We start from the raw sequence: 22292 nt of genomic DNA on the forward strand, positions 1-22292 counted from the left end.
GAGTTTTAGGACCTAGACTTCGAGCCACTCCCGGCGTACCTGAGGGTCGTCCTGCAACTGCTGGGGAGTGCCGTCGAAGACGATGCGCCCTTCTCCCATCACGTAGACGCGCTGGGAGATGTCGAGGGCGATGCTGAGCTTCTGCTCCACCAGCAGCACGGCCATGCCCGCCTGCGCCATCTCCTTGAGGATCTCGGCGACGTCGGCGACGACCTTGGGCGCCAGCCCTTCGGTGGGCTCGTCGACCATGATGCAGCGGGGGTCGCCCATCAGGGTGCGGAACATGGTGAGCATCTGCTGCTCGCCGCCGGAGAGCACCTCGGCGGGGGTGTCCTCGCGCTCCTTGAGCCGGGGAAAGCGTGCATAGACGGCCTCGAGACTCCACTGCTTGCCGGTCTTGCCGCGCCGTTTCATGCCCAGCTCCAGGTTCTGCCCCACCGTCAGGCCGGGGAAGATGGCCCGGTCCTCGGGGACGTAACCCATGCCGTGATGGGCGATCTGGTGAGGCGAGAGCCCGGCGAGCTGGGTGCCGTCCAGGCAGATATCGCCCTTGGGCGGGACCAGCCCCATCACCGACTTGCATAACGTGGAGCGTCCTCCGCCGTTGCGCCCGAGCAGGCTGACGATTTCCCCGGCGTTGACCTCGAGATCGACGCCACGGAGGACATGGCTCTTGCCGTAATAGGCATGCAGATCGCGAACATGCAGCATCAGTGCACCTCCGTGCCGAGATAGGCTTCCTGAACCGCGGCATTGGCGCGGATCGCTTCCGGCGTGTCGGTGGCGATGATCTCGCCGTAGACCAGTACGGAGATGCGGTCGGCCAGCCCGAACACCACGCTCAGATCATGCTCCACCATCACCAAGGTACACTCCGTGGTGATGGCCTGGATCAGCTTGACCACATCATCGGCCTCGCTGCGACTCATGCCGGCGGTGGGCTCGTCGAGCAGCAGCACCTTGGCGCCGGAGGCGATGGTGGCGCCGATCTCCAGCGCGCGCTGTTCGGCATAGCTCAACAGCGACGCCGGCACGTCACGCCGATGCTGCAGGTTGAGTCTCTCCAGCAGTTCGTCGGCCCGCTCCGTCACCGCCCGCTGCGCGCCCACCCGCTTCCAGAAGGCATACTTGTGACCCATGGACCACAGCAGCGCGCAGCGCAGGTTCTCGGCTGCGGTCATGTTCTGGAACAGGTTGGTCACCTGAAAGCTGCGGCTCAGGCCCTTGCGGTTGACCTGATGGGGAGGCAGGCCACTGATAGGCTTGCCGAACAGCGCCACTTCGCCATCCGAGACCTTGAAGCGGCCGCTGATGAGGTGAAACAGTGTGGACTTGCCGGCCCCGTTGGGCCCGATCACCACATGGCGCTCGTTTTCGCGGATGTCGAGATTGACGCCGCGGATGATCTCGGCACGGCCGAAGTTCTTCTTCACGCCTTTCAGCGTAAGGGCCATTTGCGCACTCATGCCTCACCTCCCGTGCGGGCGCCCAGCGCCCGTTGCAGCCGGGGCCGGGCGTGCCAGACATACAGCGCCAATCCCGCCGCCAGAACCAACAGCGATACCAGCCAAGGTGTCACCTGGGTCGCATTCACCGTGACCGCGATCAACGTCATGGGGGCGCTCGGGTCCCAACTATGGAAATAGTGGTAAGCGAGTTCCACCACGCAGATCAGCCCCAGCAGCGCGACCAGCAGGCAGGCGACAGTGTAAAGCCGCGCCCCCGCGTTGCCCTTCCACTGTCCGGCCCGCCAGGCCTGCACCTGCTGATGGGCCACACCGAACAGCCCCTGCGGGGCGAACATCACCACGGCGATGAATAGCAGTCCGAAATACAGCACCCAGGCATCGGTGATCGACGAGAGCGAGCTCTGCAGGTAGATCACCAGCACGGCACCGATGACCGGCCCGAAGAAATAGCCGATGCCGCCGATGTAGGTGCTCAGCAGCACCTGGCCGGAGATCGCCTGGCCGACGGCCTCGTCGGTGACGATCTCCTGGGTGATGATGAACAGCCCGCCGGCCAGCCCGGCGAAGAACGCCGACAGCGCGAATTGCAGAAAGCGCACCACATAAGGGTTGTAGCCGACGAACTGGGCCCGCTCCGGGTTGTCGCGCACCGCATTGGCCATCCAGCCCAGCGGCGTCATGCGCAGCAGATACATGGCCACCGCGGCGAGCAGCGTCCAGGCGACTACCAGGTAATACACGTTAGTGCTCGGACCGTAATCGACACCGAACAGCGATGCCACCTCCACCCGATTGCCGAAGAGTCCCGCCTCGCCGCCGAAGAAGTCGGTGAACATCAACGAACTCGAATGCACGAGTGCACCGATGCCCAGCGAGATCATGGCAAACACCACCCCGGCACGGCGGGTGGAAACGGCGCCGAAGATGATGCCGAAGCCCAGCCCCGCGACGGCCCCGACCAGCGGCAGCAGCTCCAGCGGGATCATCAGCCCGGTGTCGTTGGCCAGGCGCATGGCATGCATGGCGCAGTAGCCCCCCAGTCCGAAGTACACCGCGTGGCCGAAGGACAACAGGCCGGTGTTGCCCAGCAGCATGTTGTAGGAGAGTGCGAAGACGATCATCACGCCCATCTGGCTGAGCATGTCGATCGAGTATCCCGAAGAGAACAGCTGCGGCAGGATCAAGGCGACGACGGTCGCCGCAAGCCACGGCCAGAGGGCACGTAGCCGGCTCGAGGGGAGTCGGGCTGCGGTGGTCATGGGCTTTTCCCGTTGTATGGTCATGTTCATGCTTCACGTTTCCCCATCAGTCCGCGTGGCCGGAAGATCAGCGTCAGCACCAGCAGCAGGAACGGCAGCACCGCGGCGATGCGCATCGAGTCCAGATACCACAGCGTGGCGAAGAAGCTGTCCCGCGAGACCTCCACCCACGAGAAAAGTCTGGCCAGCGAGAGGTCCACCGACAGCGCCAGCGTCTGCAGTACACCGATGATGAGCGAAGCGATCAACGCCCCGGGAATCGACCCCAGCCCGCCCAGCACCACGACGACGAACACGATGGGGCCCATCATGAACGCCATGCCCGGCTCGGTGACCAGATGGATCCCGCCGACCACGCCGCCCAGCCCCGCCAGGGCGCAGCCGAAGGCGAACACCCACATGAAGACCCTCGGCACGTTATGCCCGAGTGCCGAGACCATGTCCGGCCGCGACAGCGACCCCTGGATGATCAGCCCGGCGCGAGTCTTCTTGAGCAGCAGAAACAGGCCGAGAAACATCACCGCGGCCACGGCCAGCACGAAGACCCGGAAGGCGGGATACTCGATGCCGAACAGAGTGAACAGCGAGAAGTTCAACGACTCCGGCATGCGGTAATCGACCGGCACGTTACCCCAGAACAGGCTGACCAGTTCCTCGATCACGTAGGCCAGGCCGAAGGTGAACAGCAGCTCCGGCACGTGTCCGTGCTTGTGCACATGCCGCAGCCCGAAGCGCTCGACGAGCGCGCCGACCAGCCCCACCAGGATCGGCGCCACGAACAGCGCCACCCAGAAGCCGGTCGCCAGGCCCACGGTGTAGGCGAAGTAGGCCCCCAGCATGTAGAAACTGGCATGGGCGAAATTCAGCACGCCCATCATGCCGAAGATGAGCGTCAGGCCGCTGGACAGCATGAACAGCAACATGCCGTACAGCAGGCCATTGAGCAGGGAAAACACTAGCGTCTCGATCATGATCGCCGCCCTCCATCGATCCGGTTCTGGAAACTCCGGCCCGCCAGCGCGTGACCGGAGCGTCATGAGGATGCCGTTACGGGCGCTGCATCTCGCAGCTGGAGGGAAGCGTGGCGTCTTCGGCGGGAATCCGGGCGATGGTGCGGAAACCGACGCCGGAGTTGTCCGCATCGTACTTGGCGTCGGCGTCCATGACCGAGATGTACATGGGCTGGATCAACTGATGATCCTCAGCACGCATGGTGACGGTCCCGGTGGGCGATTCGAACTGCATGCCCTCAAGGGCCTTGGCGACCTCGACGGCATCGGTGCCGCCGGTCTCCTCGATCGCCTCCTTGAGCATGTACATCTCGTTGTAGATGCGATGGTAGTACCAGTCGATCTCGGGATAGCGCTGCTTGAACTCGTTGAACCAAGCCTCGTAATCCGACAGGTTCTCGTCGACATTGACGTCGGCATGCCACTCGCTGATCTGGTGCAGCCGATCCACGCCCCGCTCACCGACAGCCGCCGGCGTACCCAGTCCGCCACCGTAGTAGGTGTAGAAATTCACATCGAGCCCCGCACTGTCGGCTTCACGCACCAGCAAGGAGAGATCGTTGCCCCAGTTGCCGCTGATGACCGAATCGGCGCCCGACTGCTTGATGCGGCTGATATACGGCGAGAAATCCCGCACCTGACCGATCGGATGCAGCACATCGCCAACGATTTCGATATCCGGGCGCTTCTCCTTCAGCATTTCCTTGGCCGTCTTGGAGATGGCATGCCCGTGGGAGTAGTCCTGATTGATCAGGAAGACCTTCTTGATCTCCGGCTGCTCGGCCATGTAGTTGGTCAAGGCCTCCAGCTTGATGTCGCTGTTGGCGTCGAAGCGGAAATGCCAGAAGCTGCAGCGCTCGTTGGTCAGGGCGGGGTCGACCGCCGCATAGTTGAGAAACAGCACCCGGTTGTCCTGATTGCGGCGATTGTTGCGGTCCACCCCTTCGACCAGCGCTCCGGCGACGTTGGAACCGTTGCCCTGGGTGACGAAGGGAATGCCCTGGTCGATGGCGCGCTGCAGCAGCTGCGAGGATTCCGATGCACTCTGCTTGTTGTCCATGGGCACGATCTCGAAATCGCGCCCCATCACCCCGCCGTCCTGATTGATCTTGTCGGCGGCGAAACGAAAGTGCTTGAGTCCGGCATCGCCCACGTTGGCGAACGGGCCCGAGAGCGGCTCGATATAGGCGATCCTGATCGGTCCGTCGTCCTGGGCACTCGCGGCAACGCAGAACGTGAGACTAAGGGCGCCAGCCAGAGTGGCGGCGCGACGGCGGATTGTCATGGGGCGTGCTCCTTCCATCATCACGACCGACATGGTCGCGTTGTTATATTTGTTACGACTTTTGGAGTATCCGTGATCGGGCGTAGCCGATCAGAGCAGATGCTTTACATATAAATAGAGCGCTCGCTCTTTTTCAACCACCTTATCGTAAATTTTCGATACTTTATTCCGCTTAGCGACATACCTCCCTTCAAGTGGTTGTCAATGTCGTCTGGCCGTCCCGTTTTACGCGCCCAATGCCCGGAATTCACCCCCAGGCGATGCGTGAGACGGGACGGTCGGTCTCCGGGATTAGCGTGCCGGTTAGCTGTCGTCAGGCAAGCGGTAGTCGTGGAAGTCCTGGCGCAGCCGGGCCTTCTGCAGCTTGCCGGTGGCGCTATGCGGCAGCTCGTCGACGAATACCACGTCGTTGGGCAGCCACCAGTCCGCCACACGCCCGCGCAGGAAGTCGAGAACATCGTCGCGTTCGATGTTCGATCCTTCGGCCCGCACCACCACCAGCAGCGGCCGCTCGCCCCACTTGGTGTGGTGGACGCCGATGACCGCCGCTTCCGCCACCTCGGGGTGCCCCACCGCCTCGTTCTCCAGATCGATGGAACTGATCCACTCGCCGCCGGACTTGATGACGTCCTTGACCCGGTCGACGATCTCCATGAAGCCGTCCTCGTCAATGGTGGCCACATCGCCGGTGCGGAACCAGCCCTCCTCGTCGAAAACCTTGGCGTTGGCCTCGGGATTCTCGTAGTAACCGCTGGTGATCGCCGGGCCGCGCACCAGCAGTTCGCCGAAGGCCTTGCCGTCGTGAGGCAGACGCTTGCCGTCGATATCGACGATCTTCATCTCGACACCGAACAGACTGCGCCCCTGCTTGGCGCGGATGTCGAGCTGCTCGTCATCGGAGAGCTTGCGCATCGCTGGCGTGGGGATGGAAACGGAGCCGACGGGACTCATCTCGGTCATCCCCCACCCTTGGATGCCTTCCACGCCATGACGCTCCGCGAACTCGCGGATCATCGCCCGCGGGGCCGCGGAGCCGCCGATCTGCACGCGCTTGAGCGCCGTAAAAGCGGTACCGGTCTGACGCATGTGGTTGAGCAAGCCCATCCACACGGTGGGCACGCCCCAGGCGTCCGTGACGTACTCCTGATTCATGATCTCCGCCAGCCCCGGCCCGTCCAGCCGAGGGCCGGGGAAGACGATCTTGGAGCCGGTCAGCAGCGCGAAATACGGCATGCCCCAAGCGTTGACGTGAAACATCGGCACCACCGGCAGCAGCGCGCTCTCCTCGTTGAAGTCGACACCGGGCAATGCCAGCACGGAAAGCGAGTGCAGGACGGTGGAGCGATGCGAATAGAGCACGCCCTTGGGATTGCCCGTGGTCCCCGAGGTATAGCAGAGCGACGAGGCCTGGCGTTCGTCGAATTCCGGCCAGTCGTAGTGCGTCGGCTGCTCTTCCAGCAGCGTCTCGTAGCAGTGCGCATTGGGCAGGCTGGTGTCGGGCATGTGCTCGCGATCGGTCATGATCACGTAACCCTTCACTCCCTGGAAATGCTCATGGACCTTCTCGAGTAACGGTACGAACGTCAGGTCGACGAAGAGATACCGGTCCTGGGCATGATTGACGATATAAGCCAGCTGCTCCGGATGCAGCCGGGGATTGAGGGTATGACAGATGGCGCCGACGCCCGACACGCCATAGTACAGCTCGAGATGGCGATAGGTGTTCCAGGCGATCGTCCCGACCCGCTCATCCGGCCTGACTCCCAGGGCATCGAGGGCATGGGCGAGCTGGCTGGTGCGCTGGAGCAGCTCGCGAAAGCTGTAGCGATGAATGTCCCCTTCGGTACGCCGGGAGACGACTTCCTGGTGGGGGTAGTTCAGGGCAGCATACTCGACGATCTGCGAGATGAGCAGCGGTCGATCCATCATGAGTCCATGCATAGGCTTACTCCACTCCCTTGTTGTTATTGACGCATCATCATTCAACGCTTACTTAGGTTTTCAGGTGCGCTTTTGCGCTTTGAAATCTTCCAGTCCCGCCTTGTAATCGGCAAACACCCGCTGCATCGAGGCGCGTTCACGCATCAATGTCAGATACGGCTTTACCTCGGCGACACCGGCCAGGGCGTCTTCGCCCAGCACGCGCCGGCTCGCATCGCTGATCAGTGGCAAATGGATGGCCGCCACCAGATCGGCCATCCCGAACCGGCTGCCGGCAATATAGGGCTCGAAACGGGCCAGACGCTGCAGTGCCGCCACGCCTTTTTGCAGATCGGTGGCGACCTCCCGGCGGGTCTGGTCGCTGACCGAGCCGCCGAAGAAGGCCTCCGGATAGAGCCGACGTGCGGGCAGTTCCAGATAAAGCTCAGTAACTCGCATCAGTTCGCGGGCCTTGGCGCGGGCGAAGGCGTCCTGCGGATACAGAGGCGTCTGCGGGTACGCCTCCTCCAGAAAGTCGAGCATGACCTGGGTCTCGGAGAGCACTCCCTCCTCCGTTTCCAGGCTGGGCACCTTGCCCATCGGGCTGCGGACGAGATAGTCGGGATCGGCTGAGGGATAAACCCGTACCTCCTCGAACTCCAACGCCTTTTCCAGCATCGCGGCCTTGACGATGTTGTAGTAGTTACTGATCGAGAATCCGTAGAGCTTCAACAAGGCACCTCTCCTGAGCGTTCTGAAACATGTACGTGGTGGAGCATGGCTTGGCGGCCGTGACTCAGCTCCCGGTGCGGCCGATGACGGCCATGGTCAGGCGCGACATGCAGACCAGCTTTTCGTTGTCATCCTCGATACGGATCTCCCACAGCTGCGTCGAACTGCCGATATGCAGCGGCCTTGCCGTACCATGGACCCAGCCACTGCTCATGGAGCGGACATGGTTGGCGTTGATCTCCAGCCCCACGCAGGCCTTGTCCGCCGATTTCAGGCACAGGTTCGCGGCAACGCTGCCCAGCGTCTCGGCCAGCACCACCGAGGCGCCGCCGTGCAGGATGCCGGCCGGCTGTACGGTGCGCCGATCCACCTGCATGCGCGCGCGCAGGTAGTTCTCCCCGATTTCGGTGAATTCGATGCCGATGTGATCGATCAGGGTATCGCGTGCACGCCCCTGCAGCTCTTCGACGGTAGGGGCTTGATTCCAGATGCTCATGCCAATATCTCGTGTGCGGTTTAGAGAGAGTAGGAAAGGTTGATGGCGCTTTCCCACTAGGCTTTGGTGGTCCAGCCGGCTCGGTGGCCGGCTGCGGCAGATTAGACCTTGGCCGGATCGCCCTTCAACTTTTCCTGAAGCATCTCGCGGATATGGGGCGCGGCTTCGTACGGATCGCCGGGATTGCGCTGGTGGATGATCGCCTCCATGCGCTTCTCGACGTTGCCCAGTGCCTCGGGATGGGAGTAGATGTAGAAGCGCTCTTCGCGAATGGCGTCGAAGGTCCACTCGGCCACGTCCTTCGCCGACACCTTGCCCGAGGTGACCGCCTTGTCCGACATGGCGCGCGCGACCTGCTGGCTCACGGTCGGCTCGGTAGTGTTCTGCAGTTCGTCGGGGCGGTGGCGGGCCGACTGATGAATCGAGGTGGGCACGAAATAGGGACACAGCACCGACGTGCCGATCGGCGCCTCGACCAGCTTGAGATCCTGATAGAGCGTCTCGCTAAGCGCCACCACGGCATGCTTGGAGACGTTGTACACCCCCATGGTTGGCGCCGTCAGCAAGCCCGCCATCGATGCGGTATTGACGATATGGCCCTGATAGTCGGGATCCTGCCTGGCACATTCCAGCATCAGGGAGGTGAAGATTCGCACGCCGTGGATCACACCCCACAGGTTCACGCCCAGCACCCACTCCCAATCCGCCTGGGTGCTCTCCCAGATCAGCCCGCCGGAGCCCACACCGGCGTTGTTGAAGACCAGGTGCACCGCACCGAATTCAGCCATGGCGGCATCCGCCAGCGCCTGGACGTCCTCGGCCTTGCTCACGTCGCAGCGCATCGCCAGTACCGCGACGCCCTGCCCGGTCAGCTCGGCCCTGAGCGCCTCCAGCGCCTGCTGCTGAACGTCGGCCAGCACCAGCTTCATGCCGAGCCGGGCGCCGATATGGGCGAACTCGCGCCCGAAACCGCTGGCCCCGCCGGTAATGACGGCCACCTTGTTCTCGAAATCCTGCATGCCACTCTCCCGAATCAATGGACGAATAGAAGTGAAGCGCCGAATGAGTCCTCAGCCCGCCTTGTCCCGGCGGGTCACGGGGGGTTTGGCGGCCGGCTCCATCAGGGCGGGGCTTCGCCACGGACGCAGACTGCCGACCAGGTAGATCGTCACCACCAGTCCCAGGCCGATCAGATCGCTATAGGCTTCGGGATAGATCAGCAGCGCCGTAGCGGCCAGCAGCAGGGTCCTCAGCGGCCAGTGGATGACCCCGATCCGATAGAGATAGCCTTCCTGTGCCGAGGCCAGCAGCCACATGGCGGCAATCGCCGTGCACCCCGACAGCAGGATAGGCACGAGATCCCCCTGAAGGATCAGGGAGGGGTTGAGCACGAACAGGAACGGCAGCACGAACAGCACGCTGCCCAGGCGTATGGCGCTGACACTGGTCTTGCCCGCTCCGGCCCCGGCGATGCCCGCCGCGGTGATCGACGCCAGCGCCACCGGGGGTGTGATGTAGGACATCATGCCCCAGTAGAGAATGAACAGGTGGCTGGCCAACGGGTTCAGGCCGGCGGATACCAGTGCCGGCGCCAGCAGGATCGACAGGAAGATGTAGCAGGCGCTGACGGTCATGCCCATGCCCAGGATGAAGCTGGTCACGGCGCCGGCCGCCAGCATCAGCGGGATGCTGTCTCCGGCATACAACAGCAACTCCCGCGAGAAGGCCCCCGCCACGCCCGTGTAGGAGAGTCCGCCCACCACCAGGCCAATGCCGGCGAGAATGGCGACCAGGTTGGCGACGCTGACGGTCAGTTCCCTCATCAGCGCCAGCAGACGTGCCAGGTTGAGGCGATGCTGACGCTTGAACAGCGAGATCACCAGCAGCACCGCGGAGGCGTAGTAAGGCGCGTAGGCCTCCAGGCGCATGACGATCAGCATATAGATCAACATGGCCAGGCCCAGCAGATAGGGCCATCCCTCCTTGAGAGTCTGCTTCAACGAGGGGATCTCGTCCTCGCGCAAGCCCTTGAGCCCGTTGCGAGCCGCATAGTTGTCGACCTGAAAGAGCAACGCCAGATAAAACAGCACCGCCGGAAACACCGCGGCGATCATCACATCGGCATACGGTACGCCTAAAAAAGAGGCCATGATGAAGGCCACCGCCCCCATCACCGGCGGCATCAATGTGCCGCCGGTGGAGGCACAGGCCTCGATGGCGCCGGCGTAATGGGCCGGATATCCCGTGCGCTTCATGGTGGGAATGGTGATGGAGCCGGTGGTGATGATGTTCGAGATCACACTGCCCGACAGGCTGCCCATGATGCAGCTCGACAATACGGACACCTTGGCCGGCCCGCCCCGGGCACGCCCCAGCAGTGCCGTGGCGAAACGCATGAAGAACTCGCCGCCCCCGGTGACCGTCAGCGTCACGCCGAAGACCACGAAACCGATCACCAGTTGCGCCACCACCTGCATGGGAATGCCGATGATGCTCTCCGCGCCCATCACGTGGGCGCGGATCGTGCCGCCCAGGTCATAGGGCGTGCCCCATAGAAACCCCGGCATGAACTCGGCATACAAGGGATAGCTGCCGAATACCAGGGCGATGAGCATCAGCACCCAGCCGCCGCAACGACGCACTCCCTCCAGCACCAGCACCAGCACCAACGCCGAGATCCACGTGGCCTCGGCCGGCGCGCTGAAGTCCCAGCCCTGGGTGATGATGGTCATGCCATGCAGACCCAGATAGCCAGTCGAACCAAGCGCCGCCAGCGCCAGCGGCCAGTCGTACCAGGGCACGCGATGCGCGTCACGGCTGCGTGCCGGATAACACAGAAAAGCGGCGGCCAGAAACAGGCCGATCAGGTAGTAAAGGTAGGAACTGCCCAGCGGCTTGAAGCCCAGCAGCCAGAGACTGAACGTCTGGTTGATGGCCATCAGCAAGCCAGCGGTACCCAGCACGATGATGGCCCAATAGGTCACCCCATGCAGACGCCCTTGCGGCTCGCTGTCGGTCGCCGGAGCGGCAGGCTGAGTGGTGGAAGGCTGAGAACCCGGCATAAGCATCGCTCCATCGATTGCCGCGCTGATATCGGAGCGTCCCGCTTGACGCTCCACCCGGTAGCCGCCAGATGGCGTCAGGGCCACCGGGCAGACGTGAACGGCCAGATTCCGGTTACAGGGAATCCAGCGCCTGGGTTCTCTGTCGTTCCCATATCTTGGCGAATTCCTCGTCGCTCTTGCCTTCGCCTTCCGCGATTGCCTGCGACCAGGCTGTCTTCAGCGCCTCGAGGCGCTTGAGCCGTGCATCGTTCCAGGCCTGCATCTCGTCGGTCCAGATGCCCTTCTCCTTGAGGTAGCGAATCGCCCCCTCGTGAAACGGCAGCTCGATGGGCGGGGTTCCAGCCTTGTCCAGCGCCCAGCTGGAAATCCGGTCGGTGGCGTCCTTGTAGAGGTCGAAGGTCTCGTCCAGCGCCTTGGTCAGGGCATAGACCTCATCGGCGCTGGTGTCCGCCCTGGTCCCGAGCACCGGGTAGCGATAGGCTGCCAGCTCCACCGGGTTGTCCTGGGAAATGCCGGCGCCGACGGTTTCCTCGTTGGGCTCGTAGATCGGCGCCATCTGGGTCAGGCGCTGCCAGCCCTGCTCATCGTCTGCCGGGATCGGCACCCAGTGAATGCCGCGTGGCGACTGCTCGAGTTCATAGAGCTGGCTGGGCGTGGTGGTCGTGCAGGCGGCGTCGGCCTTGCCCTCCGCCAAGGAGCCGATTGCCGCCTTGTAGGAAGGAAACATGATCGCCTCGACGTCGTCGCGATCCAGCCCGGCGAAGGCCAGAAAGGCGTCGCAGGAGAAATTGATCCAGGGATTGCCCGCGATGTAGGCCACGCGTTTACCCTTGACGTCTTCGAGGGTCTCGATGCCGGCATCGGCGGCAGTAGGCATGCCGAAGGAGGCCGGTCGCCCCGCGATGGCGCGCAGATCCTGCGGCCCCCAGCGGCGCTCGGCGAAGTCATAGGTGCCCTCGACGGCAAAGAACGACGCACCGCCCAGGAAACCGTAATTGGCACGACCCTGAACGAGCGGCTGAATGCGCCCGATGGCCGAACTGGCAGGCTGAATGCGCACCCGAGTGCCGTATTCCCGCCCGAAGGCATCGGCGATTGCCGAGGCTTCGGCGTAACCGGCCGACCCGACATCGTATGATGTCCAGATCATGGTATCGGGCAGTTCCTGAGCCTGCGCGTGGGCGCCGAGAGTCAGTATGGCGGTAGCCGTGATCACCTTGAGATGGGAGCGGAAATCGAGTGCCTGTCGAGTCATGAGGCGTCTCCGTTGTTATTGTGGCGTTTTAGTGCGGCAGCAGCAGCCCTTACATCGACTACAGTTACTTACAGCTACGGCGCCGTCGTCGAAACTGGATTATTATTTTCTTATGTGAAATAAGATTTTGTTCGTCCAGTTTAAGCACTTCCGGACACCGCTCTGCCATTAGCGCTTTGTATAATAAATTCGTTTAGCGTTATACATCACACTGGCCGAGGTGGAACATGTTCATGCAGCATGCCAGGGACACGCCACCCTCATTACGTTATCCCATTGCCCACGACCTTTATCGCATAGCGAAATGTTGTTTCGATCGATTTAATTCTCGAAAAGCTTCGGTTATGCTCCGAAGTATGCTTTTGCTCGCCCGGCGGGCCGACGATCAGCACGGGCGACAACCATCACGCCGGGCTCCGGCCCGTATCAGCGCAAGGAGGAGTTATGTCTGAGGTTGTGAGTTACGCCCGCGAGGGGCAGGTCGGCGTCATCACCGTCAACTACCCGCCGGTCAACGCCCTGAGCCACGCCGTACGCAGCGGACTGCTGGACGCCCTGCGTCAGGGACAGGCCGACGACGAGGCCAAGGCACTGTTGCTGGTATGCGAAGGCCGCACCTTCGTCGCGGGTGCCGACATCCGTGAATTCGGCAAGCCCATGCAGGAGCCCGGCCTGCCCAGCGTCATCGAGGCGTTCGAGAACAGCCCCAAACCGGTCATCGCCGCCCTGCACGGCACCGCCCTCGGTGGCGGCCTGGAGCTGGCGTTGGGCTGTCATTACCGTGTCGCCCTGCCGGCCGCCAAGGTCGGCCTGCCGGAAGTCAAGCTCGGCCTGCTGCCGGGTGCCGGCGGCACGCAGCGCCTGCCCCGCCTGAGCGGCGCGCAGAAGGCACTGGAAATGATCACCACCGGCGACTTCGTCAGTGCCGGAGAGGCGCGCGAATACGGTATCGTCGACGCCATCGAGGACGGCTCCAGCATCGCCACGATCGGCCGTGCCTATGCCGAGAAGGCGATCAACGAAGGCTGGCCGACACGCCGGGTCCGTGATGTCACCGACAAGCTCGAGGCGGACAAGAACAGTGGCGTGTTCGACGAGTTCCGCGCCAATCTGCAGAAGCGGGCGCGCAACCTCTTCTCTCCTTTCAAGTGCGTCGATGCCGTGGAAGCGGCTTTCAAGCTCTCCTTCGAGGACGGCATGCAGCGCGAGCGCGAGCTATTCATGGAGTGCATGGAGTCGCCGCAGCGTGCCGGACTGGTCCACGCCTTCTTCGCCGAGCGTGAAGTCTCCAAGGTCCCGGGCCTCGCCCCCGACACGCCGGTCCGCGACATCGACCGGGTGGGTATCATCGGCGCCGGCACCATGGGCGGCGGTATCGCCATGAACTTCGCCAACGTCGGCATCCCGGTACGTCTGCTGGAGGCCAAGCAGGATGCACTGGATCGTGGCCTGGCCGTGATCCGCCGCAACTACGAGAACACCGCCAAGAAGGGCCGTATCACCACCGCCCAGGTCGAGGAGCGCATGGCGCTGATCGAGCCGACCCTGAGCTACGACGACCTGGGCGACGTCGACTTGGTCATCGAGGCGGTCTTCGAGGACATGGGCATCAAGAAGCAGATTTTCGGTCAGCTCGACAAGGTCTGCAAACCCGGCGCCATCCTCGCTTCCAACACCTCCACGCTCGACATCGACGAGATCGCCTCGGCGACCCAGCGCCCCCAGGACGTGGTCGGCATGCACTTCTTCAGTCCGGCCAACGTCATGAAGCTGCTCGAGAACGTGCGTGGCGAGAAGACCGCCGATGACGTCAAGGCCACCGTCATGGCCCTGGCCAAGCGCATCAAGAAGGTCGGCGTGCTGGTGGGCAACTGCTACGGCTTCGTCGGCAACCGCATGCTGCACCGTCGCGGCGCCGAGGCGATGGAGCTGGTCAACGACGGGGCCACGCCGCAGCAGGTCGACAAGGTGCTGACCGACTTCGGCTTCCCCATGGGTCAGTTCGCCATGTCGGACCTGGCGGGAATAGATGTGGGCTATCGCATTCGTCAGGAACGCCGCAAGGCGGGCGAGGACATTCCGCCGAGCTGGGCCGACAAGCTGGCCGAGCAGGGCCGCCTCGGCCAGAAGACTCAGGCGGGCATCTACCGCTACGAGGAAGGCAGCCGCAAGCCGATTCCCGATCCGGAAGTCGACGCGCTGATCAACGAGTTCCGCCAGGAACAAGGTATCACGCCCCGCGAGTTCAGCGATCAGGAGATCCTCGAGCGCTGCCTGTACGTGATGATCAACGAAGGCGCCAAGATTCTCGAGGAAGGCGTCGCGGCGCGTTCACTGGATATCGATATCACCTGGATCTATGGCTACGGCTTCCCCGCCTATCGCGGCGGTCCGATGTTCTGGGCCGATCAGGAAGGGCTCGACAAGGTGCTCGCCGGCATCCGTCAGTTCCACGAGAAGCTCGGCGGCGAGCAGTGGCAACCATCCGCCCTGCTCGAGCGCCTGGTGAAGGAAGGCAAGCGCTTCGGCGATCTCTGATCCACATCGACCCCGGGGCCGTCCAGGACGGCCCCACCCTGCCCGCGACAACTTACAACGATTCAACGGAGCATTCCCCATGTCTGAAGCTGTCATCGTCTCCACGGCGCGTACCGGCCTGGGCAAGTCCTACCGTGGCGCCCTCAACAATACCCATAGCGTCGACATTGCCGGTCACGTCATTCAGCAGGCCGTTCAACGCGCCGGTATCGACCCGGCAATCGTCGAGGATGTCATTCTCGGCGCCACCTTCCATGAAGGCGCCCAAGGCAAGAACATGGCGCGCCTGGCTGCGGTACGAGCCGGACTGCCGGTCACCACCGCCGGGCTCTCCATCAACCGTTTCTGCAGCTCGGGCCTGCAGGCGATCACCCTCGCCGCCCAGCGCATCGTCTCCGAGAAGGTGCCGGTCATGGTTGCCGGCGGTGTCGAGTCCATCAGCCTGGTGCAGAACGACAAGATCAATCAGTTCCGCGCCACCAACGAATGGCTGATGCAGCACAAGCCCGAACTCTATCTATCGATGATCGAGACGGCCGATATCGTCGCCAAGCGCTACAACATCAGCCGCGATGCCCAGGACGAATACGCCCTGATCAGCCAGCAGCGCACCGCGGCAGCGCAGGAGGCCGGACGTTTCAACGACGAGATCGTGCCATTCACCACCACCATGCTGATGAAGGACAAGGAGACCGGCGAGGTCAGCGAGCGTGAAGTGACGCTCACCAAGGATGAGTGCAACCGTCCCAACACCACGCGGGAAGCTCTGGCCGGCCTCGAACCGGTACGCGGTCCGGATCAGTTCGTCACCGCCGGCAACGCCAGTCAGCTCTCCGATGGCGCCTCGGTGTGTGTGGTCATGGATTCCGTCTATGCCCAGAAGAACAACATCGAGCCGATGGGCATCTTCCGCGGCTTCGCCGTGGCCGGTTGCGAGCCGGACGAAATGGGCATCGGTCCGGTCTATGCCATTCCCCGTCTGCTCGAGCGCACTGGCTTGAAAATGGATGACATCGATCTCTGGGAGCTCAACGAAGCGTTCGCCTCTCAGGTCGTGTACTGCCGCGACAAGCTGGGCATTCCCATGGACAAGCTCAACGTCAATGGCGGTTCCATCGCGGTCGGCCACCCCTACGGTGTCACCGGCTCACGCCTCACCGGCCATGCCTTGATCGAAGGCAAGCGCCGCGGTGCCAAGTACGTGGTGGTGACCATGTGCATCGGTGGCGGCCAGGGTGCGGCGGGCCTGTTCGAGGTCGTCTGAGCCGTATCGTCGCCATCGGGAGTAGCCGGTGGCGACGATGCCTGTGGCTTGGCCGCGGACAGCCCGCAGGTACCGGCCTCTTCCCGCCGGCACGCGCAAGGCTTGCAATTTTGCCGCCGCGAACTGCTGCGCCGGGCATGCGGCCGGGCGGATTCCAACCCCAGCATTTTCTACATTCTCGGCCGGCCATGGCCGGTCGGCATCAAGGTCGACAAAGGGAAGCGATACCATGACACGTGAAGCCAAGGCAGTGGTCTGCCGGGACTGGAATCAGCCGATCCAGGTGGAAACCATCCAGGTTTCGCCACCGAAGCGCAACGAGATCATGATCAAGCTGGCCGCCTGCGGGGTATGCCATAGCGACCTTTCCGCCGCTACCGGCAAGATCCAGTTCCCCCCTCCCCTGGTGCTGGGCCATGAAGGTGCCGGTCGGGTGGTGGCGGTGGGCGAAGGCGTCACCGCCTTCAAGGAAGGCGACGCCGTCATCAGCTCCTTCATTTCCATGTGCGGCAAGTGCCGTCAGTGCGTGCGTGGCCGCCCGGTGCTGTGCGAGAACGCCGCCAAGGCACTCATCACGCTTCCCGATGGCACCGTGCGCACTCACGACAGCCAGGGCAACGCGCTCAATGTGTTCGGCGCCTGCGGGGTGATGGCGGAATACGCCACCCTGCACGTCGACAACGCGGTGAAGATCGACCAGAACGTGCCGCTGCAGAATGCCGCCTTGGTGGGCTGCGCGGTGATGACCGGGGTCGGCGCCGTGTTCAATACCGCCCAGGTGGAGCCGGGCTCGCGCACCGCCGTCTTCGGGGTCGGCGGCGTCGGTCTCAATGCCATTCAGGGCTGTCACACCGCCGGCGCGGAGATGATCGTCGCCGTCGACACCAACCCGGAAAAGCTCGAGATGGCCCGTCAGTTCGGCGCGACCCACACCGTCAATGCCAGCGAAGAGGCCGACGCCGCCAAGGCGGTCAAGAAGCTGACCGGGGGCGTCGATTATGCCTTCGAATGCGTGGGCGCCGGCGCGGTGGTCGCCCAGGCTTACAAGTCGCTGGCGCGCGGCGGCACGGCCGTGGTGGTGGGCGTTGCCGACCCGGCCGACAAGACCTCCATCGGCACCTTTTCGCTGCCCGCCGATGAACGCACGATCAAGGGTAGCTGGCTGGGCTCGGCGCGCCCGCAGTACGATTTCCCGCGGATTCTCGCCCTTTATCAGGCCGGCAAGCTCAAGCTGGACGAACTGGTGACCCGTACCTACTCCATCGACGATGCGCCCCAGGCGTTTCTCGACATGGAAAAAGGCATCAACGCACGTGGCGTGATCGTGTTCGACTGAGCCGGTTCGCGGATAACGAGGACGAAAGATGAAACGTATCGACAAGCTGTATATCGACGGCCGCTGGGAAGATTGGACCGGCGACATGATCGAGGTTCACGAGGCGGCTACGGGACAGGCGCTGGCCGCGATTCCCGCCGGCAGCCGCGAGGCGATGGAACGTGCCATCGCCAGCGCCGACAAGGCTTTTGCGCAGTGGTCGCAAAGCTCGCTCGATCAGCGTCTCGACGTGTTGCGCCAGCTTCACGAACAGTTGGAAGCCCGTGGCGACGAGATCGCCGAGGCGATCTGTCGTGAGGTCGGCATGCCGCTGAAGCTGGCCCGCCAGATCCAGGCCGGGCTGCCGGCCGTGATCACCAAGAGCTATCTCAAGATGCTGCCGGATTTCCCGTTCACCGAAACCGTGGGCAACTCGGAAATCCAGTATGCGCCGGTAGGGGTGGTCGGCTGCGTGACACCGTGGAATTATCCGCTGCACCAGGTGATCCTCAAGGTCGTGCCGGCGCTCGCCGCCGGCTGCACCGTGGTGCTCAAGCCCAGTGAAGTCGCACCGTTGAGCGCCTTTCTGCTGGCCGAGATGCTCGACGCCACGGACCTGCCGGCGGGCGTGTTCAACGTGGTGTCGGGCTATGGCCATGAAGTCGGTGACGTGCTGATCCATCACCCCAAGGTGAAGATGGTTTCCTTCACCGGCTCCACCCGCACCGGGCAGACCATTGCCCATGCGGCGGCCGAGGACTTCAAGCGCATCGCGCTGGAAATGGGTGGCAAGTCGGCCTCGGTAGTGTTGCCGGATGCCGACCTTAAGGCTGCCGTCAAGGGCACGATCAACAACTGCCTGCTCAACTCGGGGCAGACCTGCACCGCGCTGACGCGCCTGCTGGTGCCGGCGAACAGACATGACGAGGCCTGCGAGCTGGCCCGCGAGGCCGTGGCCAGGATGACGCCCGGCAATCCGCTGGACGAAAGTACCCGCCTGGGTCCGCTGGCCTCGGCGGTACAACGCGAGCGGGTGCTGGACTACATCCGCCTCGGCATCGAGGAAGGTGCCACGCTGGTGTGCGGCGGCACCGAAGCTCCCGAGGGTTGCGAGGCAGGCTTTTTCGTCAGGGCCACGGTGTTCGGCAATGTCGACCCGCAGTCGCGCATCGCCCAGGAGGAGATCTTCGGGCCCGTGCTGTGCATCATTCCCTACGAGAGCGAAGAGCAGGCCATCGAGATCGCCAACGGCACGCTCTATGGTCTCTCCGGCGCCGTCTGGTCGGGTGATCAGGAGCGCGCCAAGAGCCTCGCCGGCCGCTTGCGCACCGGCCAGGTCTTCGTCAACGGTGGCGCCTTCAATCCACTGGCCCCGTTCGGCGGCTTCGGCCACTCCGGCATTGGCCGCGAATTCGGCAAGTGGGGACTCGAGGAGTTTCTCGAGGTGCGCGCCCTGCAGCTTTGACCTACCGGCATGAAAAAACCGGAGCCAATGGCTCCGGTTTTTTGTGTTCCCATGAGGCTGTTGGAACAGTGCCGTTAGAAAAGCGTATCCGGCAGGTAGGTGGCGATTTCGGGGAAGACCATGATGATCCCCATCCCGATGAGATTGACGATCACGAACGGAATCACCGACCAGTAGATGTCGCGCATGGTGATACTCGGCGGCACAATCCCCTTCAAGTAGAAGAGATTGAAGCCGAAAGGCGGCGTCATGTAGCCGATCTCCATGTTGATCACGAACAGGATGCCGAACCAGATCGGATCGAAACCCAACGAATTGACGATCGGCAGGAACACCGGCAGGGTGATCAGCATGATTCCTACCGGGTCGAGCAGCATACCCATGAAGAACACGATGACGATCATGGTGATGATGATGCCCCAGCGCCCGCCCGGCAGTCCCATCATCAGATCTTCGATCAGCATCTGTGCGCCCATGCCCTGGTAGGCTGCGCTGAAGGCGTGGGCGGCAAACAGGATCCAGGCAATCATGCCGGTCAGCTTGAAGGTGCGAATCGCCGCTTCCTGAAGGATGTCCCAGTTGAGCTTACGGTATACGGCCGCCGAGATCAGCGCGCCCAACACGCCCATAGCGGCTGCCTCGGTCGGCGTGGTGATGCCGCCGATGATCGATCCCAGCACCATGACCACGATACCGATCGGCAGCAGCACTGCGCGTACCGCACGCAGCTTGTCGCCCCAGCTGCCCCGCTCCTCCGGCGGCAATGCCGGCGCCATGTGCGGCTGAAGGTAACTGCGCACCAGTACATAGGTCACCGTCAAGGTGACCAGGAGGATGCCCGGCAGGACGCCTGCGGCGAACATCTTGCCTACCGAGACGCCACTGATCATGGCGTAGAGAATCATCATGATGCTGGGGGGAATCAGGATGCCCCAGCCCCCACCGGTATTGATACAGCCGAGCACCATGCGCTTGTCGTAGCCACGCTCAAGCATCGCGGGCAGCGCGATGGTCCCCATCGCCACGACGGCGGCACCGCTGATGCCGACCATGGCACCGAACACGGCACAGATGCCCAAGGTGCCCACCGCCAGCCCACCACGCACTCCCCCACACCAGAGGTGCATCATGCGGTAGAGATCGCGGGCCACACCGGTTCGCTCGAGAAGCATCGCCATGAACACAAACAACGGAATCGCCACCAGAGTGAAGCTCTCCATGGTGCCCCACATCTGCGACGCCACCATATAGAAGGAGTCCACCCCCCAGGTAAAGTACAGGAAGAGCACGGAGACCCCGCCCAGCACGAAGGCCAGCGGCAACCCCAGGACCAGAAAGAATATCAGCGACAGGAAGAACAGCAGCGTGGTGATCTCAATGCTCATTGCATCTCCTCCGGAGAGGATTTCGGCGCATCGGTAACAGATTGCAGGTTAAGCGCGACAAGGACGTCTTCCAGTAACTTGGCGATACCCTGCAACAGCAAAAGCAGGGTGCCGACAGGAATGGCCAGCTTGATTGGCCAGATAGGCGGATTCCAGGCGGAATAGGAGGTTTCCATGCTCTGAACGGATTCCCATGCCATGGAACTGCCGAAATACAGCAGCGCGAGCGTGAACAAAAAGAACATGGACGAAGTGAAGATATCGACCCAGGCCTGAGTCCGACGGGAAAAGGCGCTGTAAAGCAGATCGACGTTCACATGACCCCGGTGGGCCATGACGTAACCACCGGACATCACGATGTACAGACCGAACAGCATCTGACCCAGTTCATTGGTCCAGGAGGTCGGCGCCGAAAACACGTACCGCATGAAAACTTCGAAGATCAACAGCAGAAAAATAACGAATATCAGGTACGCGACCCACCGGCCAAGAAAAACATTCAGCCGGGTTATTCCATTGACGTACGCATGAATCAGGCGCATCGCTAGCCCCGTAACAGGATTGGAATGAATAAAAAAACGGGTCCGCGTCAGGCCTTTCCCAGCGAATGCATGGCGCATTCCCATAGGTCTTCCAGCCGACGGGACCCGCGAGCCCGTTTCGAATCAGAGGTAGCCGAGCTCTCCCAGGAAGGTCTTCAGTTTATCCAGGGCTTCGGCGGCCTTCTCGCTACGCTTACCCTCTTCGTCCCACGACTTCTGGGCGACTTCGGTCAAGCGTTGCTGAACGTCGTCAGGCAATGTGTTGACCTGTACGCCCTGTTCTTGCATGGCCTTGGAGAGCGCGACACGTTCCTGATACTGGTATTCGTTGGTGCGGTACCAGAACTGCTCGTCCAGTGCCTGCTTGACGATTTCCTGGTCCTTCTCGGAGAGCTTGTCGAGCGCCTTCTGACTGACGATGATGACATCGGTCCCGGCAATGTTCAGAGCCGGCTTGACGTGGTATTTGGCCACTTCGTACAAGCTCATGCTGGCGGCACCTTGGGCGGCACCCCAATGCGCGCCATCGACGACGCCAGTATCCAAGGCCGGATAAAGCTCACTGCCCGGCAGGTAGGTAGTGGAGGCGCCGGCATCGTCCAGAAACTTCTGCAGCGCACCGGAAGAGCGGATCTTGAGCTGCGTGAAATCTTCCCAGTTATTGATGGGATTCTTGACGACCATCTCGGTGGGATAGACCTTGTCCGTGGCCCAATAGACTCCGTACTGCGCAGCCTCATCCTGAAGCATCTTCTCGAAGCCCAGGTTCTTGTGGAAGTAAGCGGCTTCCCAGACGTTATGGAACGCGAATGGCAACCCTGACGCGATCCCGGCCAGTGTCATCTTGTCTTGAGCGTAACCGGGAGAAATGGTGCCCATCTGGAGAATGCCGCGGCTGACGGCATTGAAGGTTTCCTGGGCCTTGAACAAGGCGCCCGCTTCGAACAGCTGCAGCTGCACACGGCCATCGGTGCGCTCCTCGATCACGTTCTTCAGGCGCACCAGACTATCCTGGTAGGAACTGCTGGCACTCGGCCAATGAGACTGCACACGCCACCGGGCAACGTCTTGCGCGCTCGCCAGTTGCGGCAACAGACCGGCGGCCGTCAAGGCTACGGCACTAGCGGGCACCAGAAGCTTCTTGAATAGGGGAGTGAATTTCATAGAGCATCCTCTAGCTGTAGTTATTGTCACTGTCGAGTCGTGGACATAGTTTATTTCGCTATGCAAAACTAGCGATTGCATGGTGATCTGAAATTACCATACGGAACACTGAATTCAATATCGATTTT

General features: G+C 62.6%; 18 protein-coding genes. 4 read left to right on the forward strand and 14 right to left on the reverse strand.

What is annotated here, in order from left to right:
* Positions 1-12 precede the first annotated feature (12 nt).
* The 11 genes from ACW4DH_RS00365 to ACW4DH_RS00415 all read right to left on the reverse strand — a co-directional run bounded on the left by ACW4DH_RS00365 (position 13) and on the right by ACW4DH_RS00415 (position 12491).
* The gene (locus ACW4DH_RS00365; RefSeq protein WP_459634365.1) at positions 13-711 is read right to left on the reverse strand and encodes an ABC transporter ATP-binding protein; all 699 of its coding nucleotides are present in this window, start codon (positions 709-711) and stop codon (positions 13-15) included.
* Positions 711-1466: an ABC transporter ATP-binding protein gene (locus tag ACW4DH_RS00370; protein WP_459634366.1), complete on the reverse strand. Its 756-nt coding sequence runs from the start codon at positions 1464-1466 to the stop codon at positions 711-713. The genes ACW4DH_RS00365 and ACW4DH_RS00370 overlap by 1 nt, the downstream gene beginning before the upstream one ends.
* Positions 1463-2728 carry a branched-chain amino acid ABC transporter permease gene (locus tag ACW4DH_RS00375; RefSeq protein ID WP_459634367.1) on the reverse strand — a complete coding sequence of 422 codons (1266 nt, stop codon included), beginning with the start codon at positions 2726-2728 and terminating at the stop codon, positions 1463-1465. Before ACW4DH_RS00375 ends, ACW4DH_RS00370 begins: the two co-directional genes overlap by 4 nt.
* Before the next feature lie 26 nt (positions 2729-2754).
* Positions 2755-3699 carry a branched-chain amino acid ABC transporter permease gene (locus tag ACW4DH_RS00380; RefSeq protein ID WP_459634368.1) on the reverse strand — a complete coding sequence of 315 codons (945 nt, stop codon included), beginning with the start codon at positions 3697-3699 and terminating at the stop codon, positions 2755-2757.
* 76 nt (positions 3700-3775) lie between these two features.
* Positions 3776-5023, reverse strand: a complete 1248-nt coding sequence (locus tag ACW4DH_RS00385) for a branched-chain amino acid ABC transporter substrate-binding protein (protein WP_459634369.1) — start codon at positions 5021-5023, stop codon at positions 3776-3778.
* 303 nt (positions 5024-5326) lie between these two features.
* Positions 5327-6964 (reverse strand): long-chain-fatty-acid--CoA ligase, encoded by a 1638-nt coding sequence (locus tag ACW4DH_RS00390; RefSeq protein WP_459634370.1) that lies wholly within the window; start codon positions 6962-6964, stop codon positions 5327-5329.
* 60 nt (positions 6965-7024) lie between these two features.
* Complete coding sequence (locus tag ACW4DH_RS00395) at positions 7025-7678, reverse strand: glutathione S-transferase family protein (RefSeq protein ID WP_459634371.1); 654 nt, start codon at positions 7676-7678, stop codon at positions 7025-7027.
* 61 nt (positions 7679-7739) lie between these two features.
* A complete protein-coding gene (locus ACW4DH_RS00400) occupies positions 7740-8171 on the reverse strand; it encodes a hotdog fold thioesterase (RefSeq protein ID WP_459634372.1) in 432 nt (143 codons plus the stop codon).
* A gap of 101 nt (positions 8172-8272) precedes the next feature.
* Entirely contained in the window at positions 8273-9190 is a 918-nt protein-coding gene (locus ACW4DH_RS00405) for an SDR family oxidoreductase (protein ID WP_459634373.1), read from the reverse strand.
* Between the two features lie 51 nt (positions 9191-9241).
* On the reverse strand, positions 9242-11233 hold the full coding sequence (locus ACW4DH_RS00410) for a TRAP transporter permease (RefSeq protein ID WP_459634374.1): 1992 nt from the start codon (positions 11231-11233) through the stop codon (positions 9242-9244).
* 115 nt (positions 11234-11348) lie between these two features.
* Positions 11349-12491, reverse strand: a complete 1143-nt coding sequence (locus tag ACW4DH_RS00415; RefSeq protein WP_459634375.1) for a TAXI family TRAP transporter solute-binding subunit — start codon at positions 12489-12491, stop codon at positions 11349-11351.
* A 444-nt stretch (positions 12492-12935) separates the two neighbouring features.
* On the opposite strand from ACW4DH_RS00415, the gene ACW4DH_RS00420 reads away from it, so the two are divergent.
* The 4 genes from ACW4DH_RS00420 to ACW4DH_RS00435 all read left to right on the forward strand — a co-directional run bounded on the left by ACW4DH_RS00420 (position 12936) and on the right by ACW4DH_RS00435 (position 19073).
* A complete protein-coding gene (locus ACW4DH_RS00420; protein ID WP_459634376.1) occupies positions 12936-15029 on the forward strand; it encodes a 3-hydroxyacyl-CoA dehydrogenase NAD-binding domain-containing protein in 2094 nt (697 codons plus the stop codon).
* Between the two features lie 79 nt (positions 15030-15108).
* Positions 15109-16293 (forward strand): acetyl-CoA C-acyltransferase, encoded by a 1185-nt coding sequence (locus ACW4DH_RS00425; protein ID WP_459634377.1) that lies wholly within the window; start codon positions 15109-15111, stop codon positions 16291-16293.
* Positions 16294-16522: 229 nt separating this feature from the next.
* Entirely contained in the window at positions 16523-17629 is a 1107-nt protein-coding gene (locus ACW4DH_RS00430) for a zinc-binding dehydrogenase (protein ID WP_459634378.1), read from the forward strand.
* Positions 17630-17657: 28 nt separating this feature from the next.
* The gene (locus ACW4DH_RS00435; RefSeq protein WP_459634379.1) at positions 17658-19073 is read left to right on the forward strand and encodes an aldehyde dehydrogenase family protein; all 1416 of its coding nucleotides are present in this window, start codon (positions 17658-17660) and stop codon (positions 19071-19073) included.
* 74 nt (positions 19074-19147) lie between these two features.
* Here ACW4DH_RS00435 and ACW4DH_RS00440 read toward each other — a convergent pair whose 3' ends face one another.
* The 3 genes from ACW4DH_RS00440 to dctP are packed head-to-tail and all read right to left on the reverse strand — an operon-like array spanning position 19148 to position 22164.
* Positions 19148-20458, reverse strand: a complete 1311-nt coding sequence (locus ACW4DH_RS00440; RefSeq protein ID WP_459634380.1) for a TRAP transporter large permease — start codon at positions 20456-20458, stop codon at positions 19148-19150.
* Positions 20455-21084: a TRAP transporter small permease subunit gene (locus ACW4DH_RS00445; protein ID WP_459634381.1), complete on the reverse strand. Its 630-nt coding sequence runs from the start codon at positions 21082-21084 to the stop codon at positions 20455-20457. Before ACW4DH_RS00445 ends, ACW4DH_RS00440 begins: the two co-directional genes overlap by 4 nt.
* A 39-nt stretch (positions 21085-21123) precedes the next feature.
* On the reverse strand, positions 21124-22164 hold the full coding sequence (dctP, locus tag ACW4DH_RS00450) for a TRAP transporter substrate-binding protein DctP (RefSeq protein WP_459634382.1): 1041 nt from the start codon (positions 22162-22164) through the stop codon (positions 21124-21126).
* Positions 22165-22292: the final 128 nt, after the last annotated feature.

Source organism: Halomonas sp. WWR20, from assembly GCF_054602495.1.

Coding starts and splice junctions, on each gene's coding strand:
- ACW4DH_RS00365 (WP_459634365.1), bottom strand. CDS start 711: ATGCTGCATGTTCGCGATCTGCATGCCTATTACGGCAAGAGCCATGTC.
- ACW4DH_RS00370 (WP_459634366.1), bottom strand. CDS start 1,466: ATGAGTGCGCAAATGGCCCTTACGCTGAAAGGCGTGAAGAAGAACTTC.
- ACW4DH_RS00375 (WP_459634367.1), bottom strand. CDS start 2,728: ATGACCACCGCAGCCCGACTCCCCTCGAGCCGGCTACGTGCCCTCTGG.
- ACW4DH_RS00380 (WP_459634368.1), bottom strand. CDS start 3,699: ATGATCGAGACGCTAGTGTTTTCCCTGCTCAATGGCCTGCTGTACGGC.
- ACW4DH_RS00385 (WP_459634369.1), bottom strand. CDS start 5,023: ATGACAATCCGCCGTCGCGCCGCCACTCTGGCTGGCGCCCTTAGTCTC.
- ACW4DH_RS00390 (WP_459634370.1), bottom strand. CDS start 6,964: ATGCATGGACTCATGATGGATCGACCGCTGCTCATCTCGCAGATCGTC.
- ACW4DH_RS00400 (WP_459634372.1), bottom strand. CDS start 8,171: ATGAGCATCTGGAATCAAGCCCCTACCGTCGAAGAGCTGCAGGGGCGT.
- ACW4DH_RS00405 (WP_459634373.1), bottom strand. CDS start 9,190: ATGCAGGATTTCGAGAACAAGGTGGCCGTCATTACCGGCGGGGCCAGC.
- ACW4DH_RS00410 (WP_459634374.1), bottom strand. CDS start 11,233: ATGCCGGGTTCTCAGCCTTCCACCACTCAGCCTGCCGCTCCGGCGACC.
- ACW4DH_RS00415 (WP_459634375.1), bottom strand. CDS start 12,491: ATGACTCGACAGGCACTCGATTTCCGCTCCCATCTCAAGGTGATCACG.
- ACW4DH_RS00420 (WP_459634376.1), top strand. CDS start 12,936: ATGTCTGAGGTTGTGAGTTACGCCCGCGAGGGGCAGGTCGGCGTCATC.
- ACW4DH_RS00425 (WP_459634377.1), top strand. CDS start 15,109: ATGTCTGAAGCTGTCATCGTCTCCACGGCGCGTACCGGCCTGGGCAAG.
- ACW4DH_RS00430 (WP_459634378.1), top strand. CDS start 16,523: ATGACACGTGAAGCCAAGGCAGTGGTCTGCCGGGACTGGAATCAGCCG.
- ACW4DH_RS00435 (WP_459634379.1), top strand. CDS start 17,658: ATGAAACGTATCGACAAGCTGTATATCGACGGCCGCTGGGAAGATTGG.
- ACW4DH_RS00440 (WP_459634380.1), bottom strand. CDS start 20,458: ATGAGCATTGAGATCACCACGCTGCTGTTCTTCCTGTCGCTGATATTC.
- ACW4DH_RS00445 (WP_459634381.1), bottom strand. CDS start 21,084: ATGGGAATGCGCCATGCATTCGCTGGGAAAGGCCTGACGCGGACCCGT.
- dctP (WP_459634382.1), bottom strand. CDS start 22,164: ATGAAATTCACTCCCCTATTCAAGAAGCTTCTGGTGCCCGCTAGTGCC.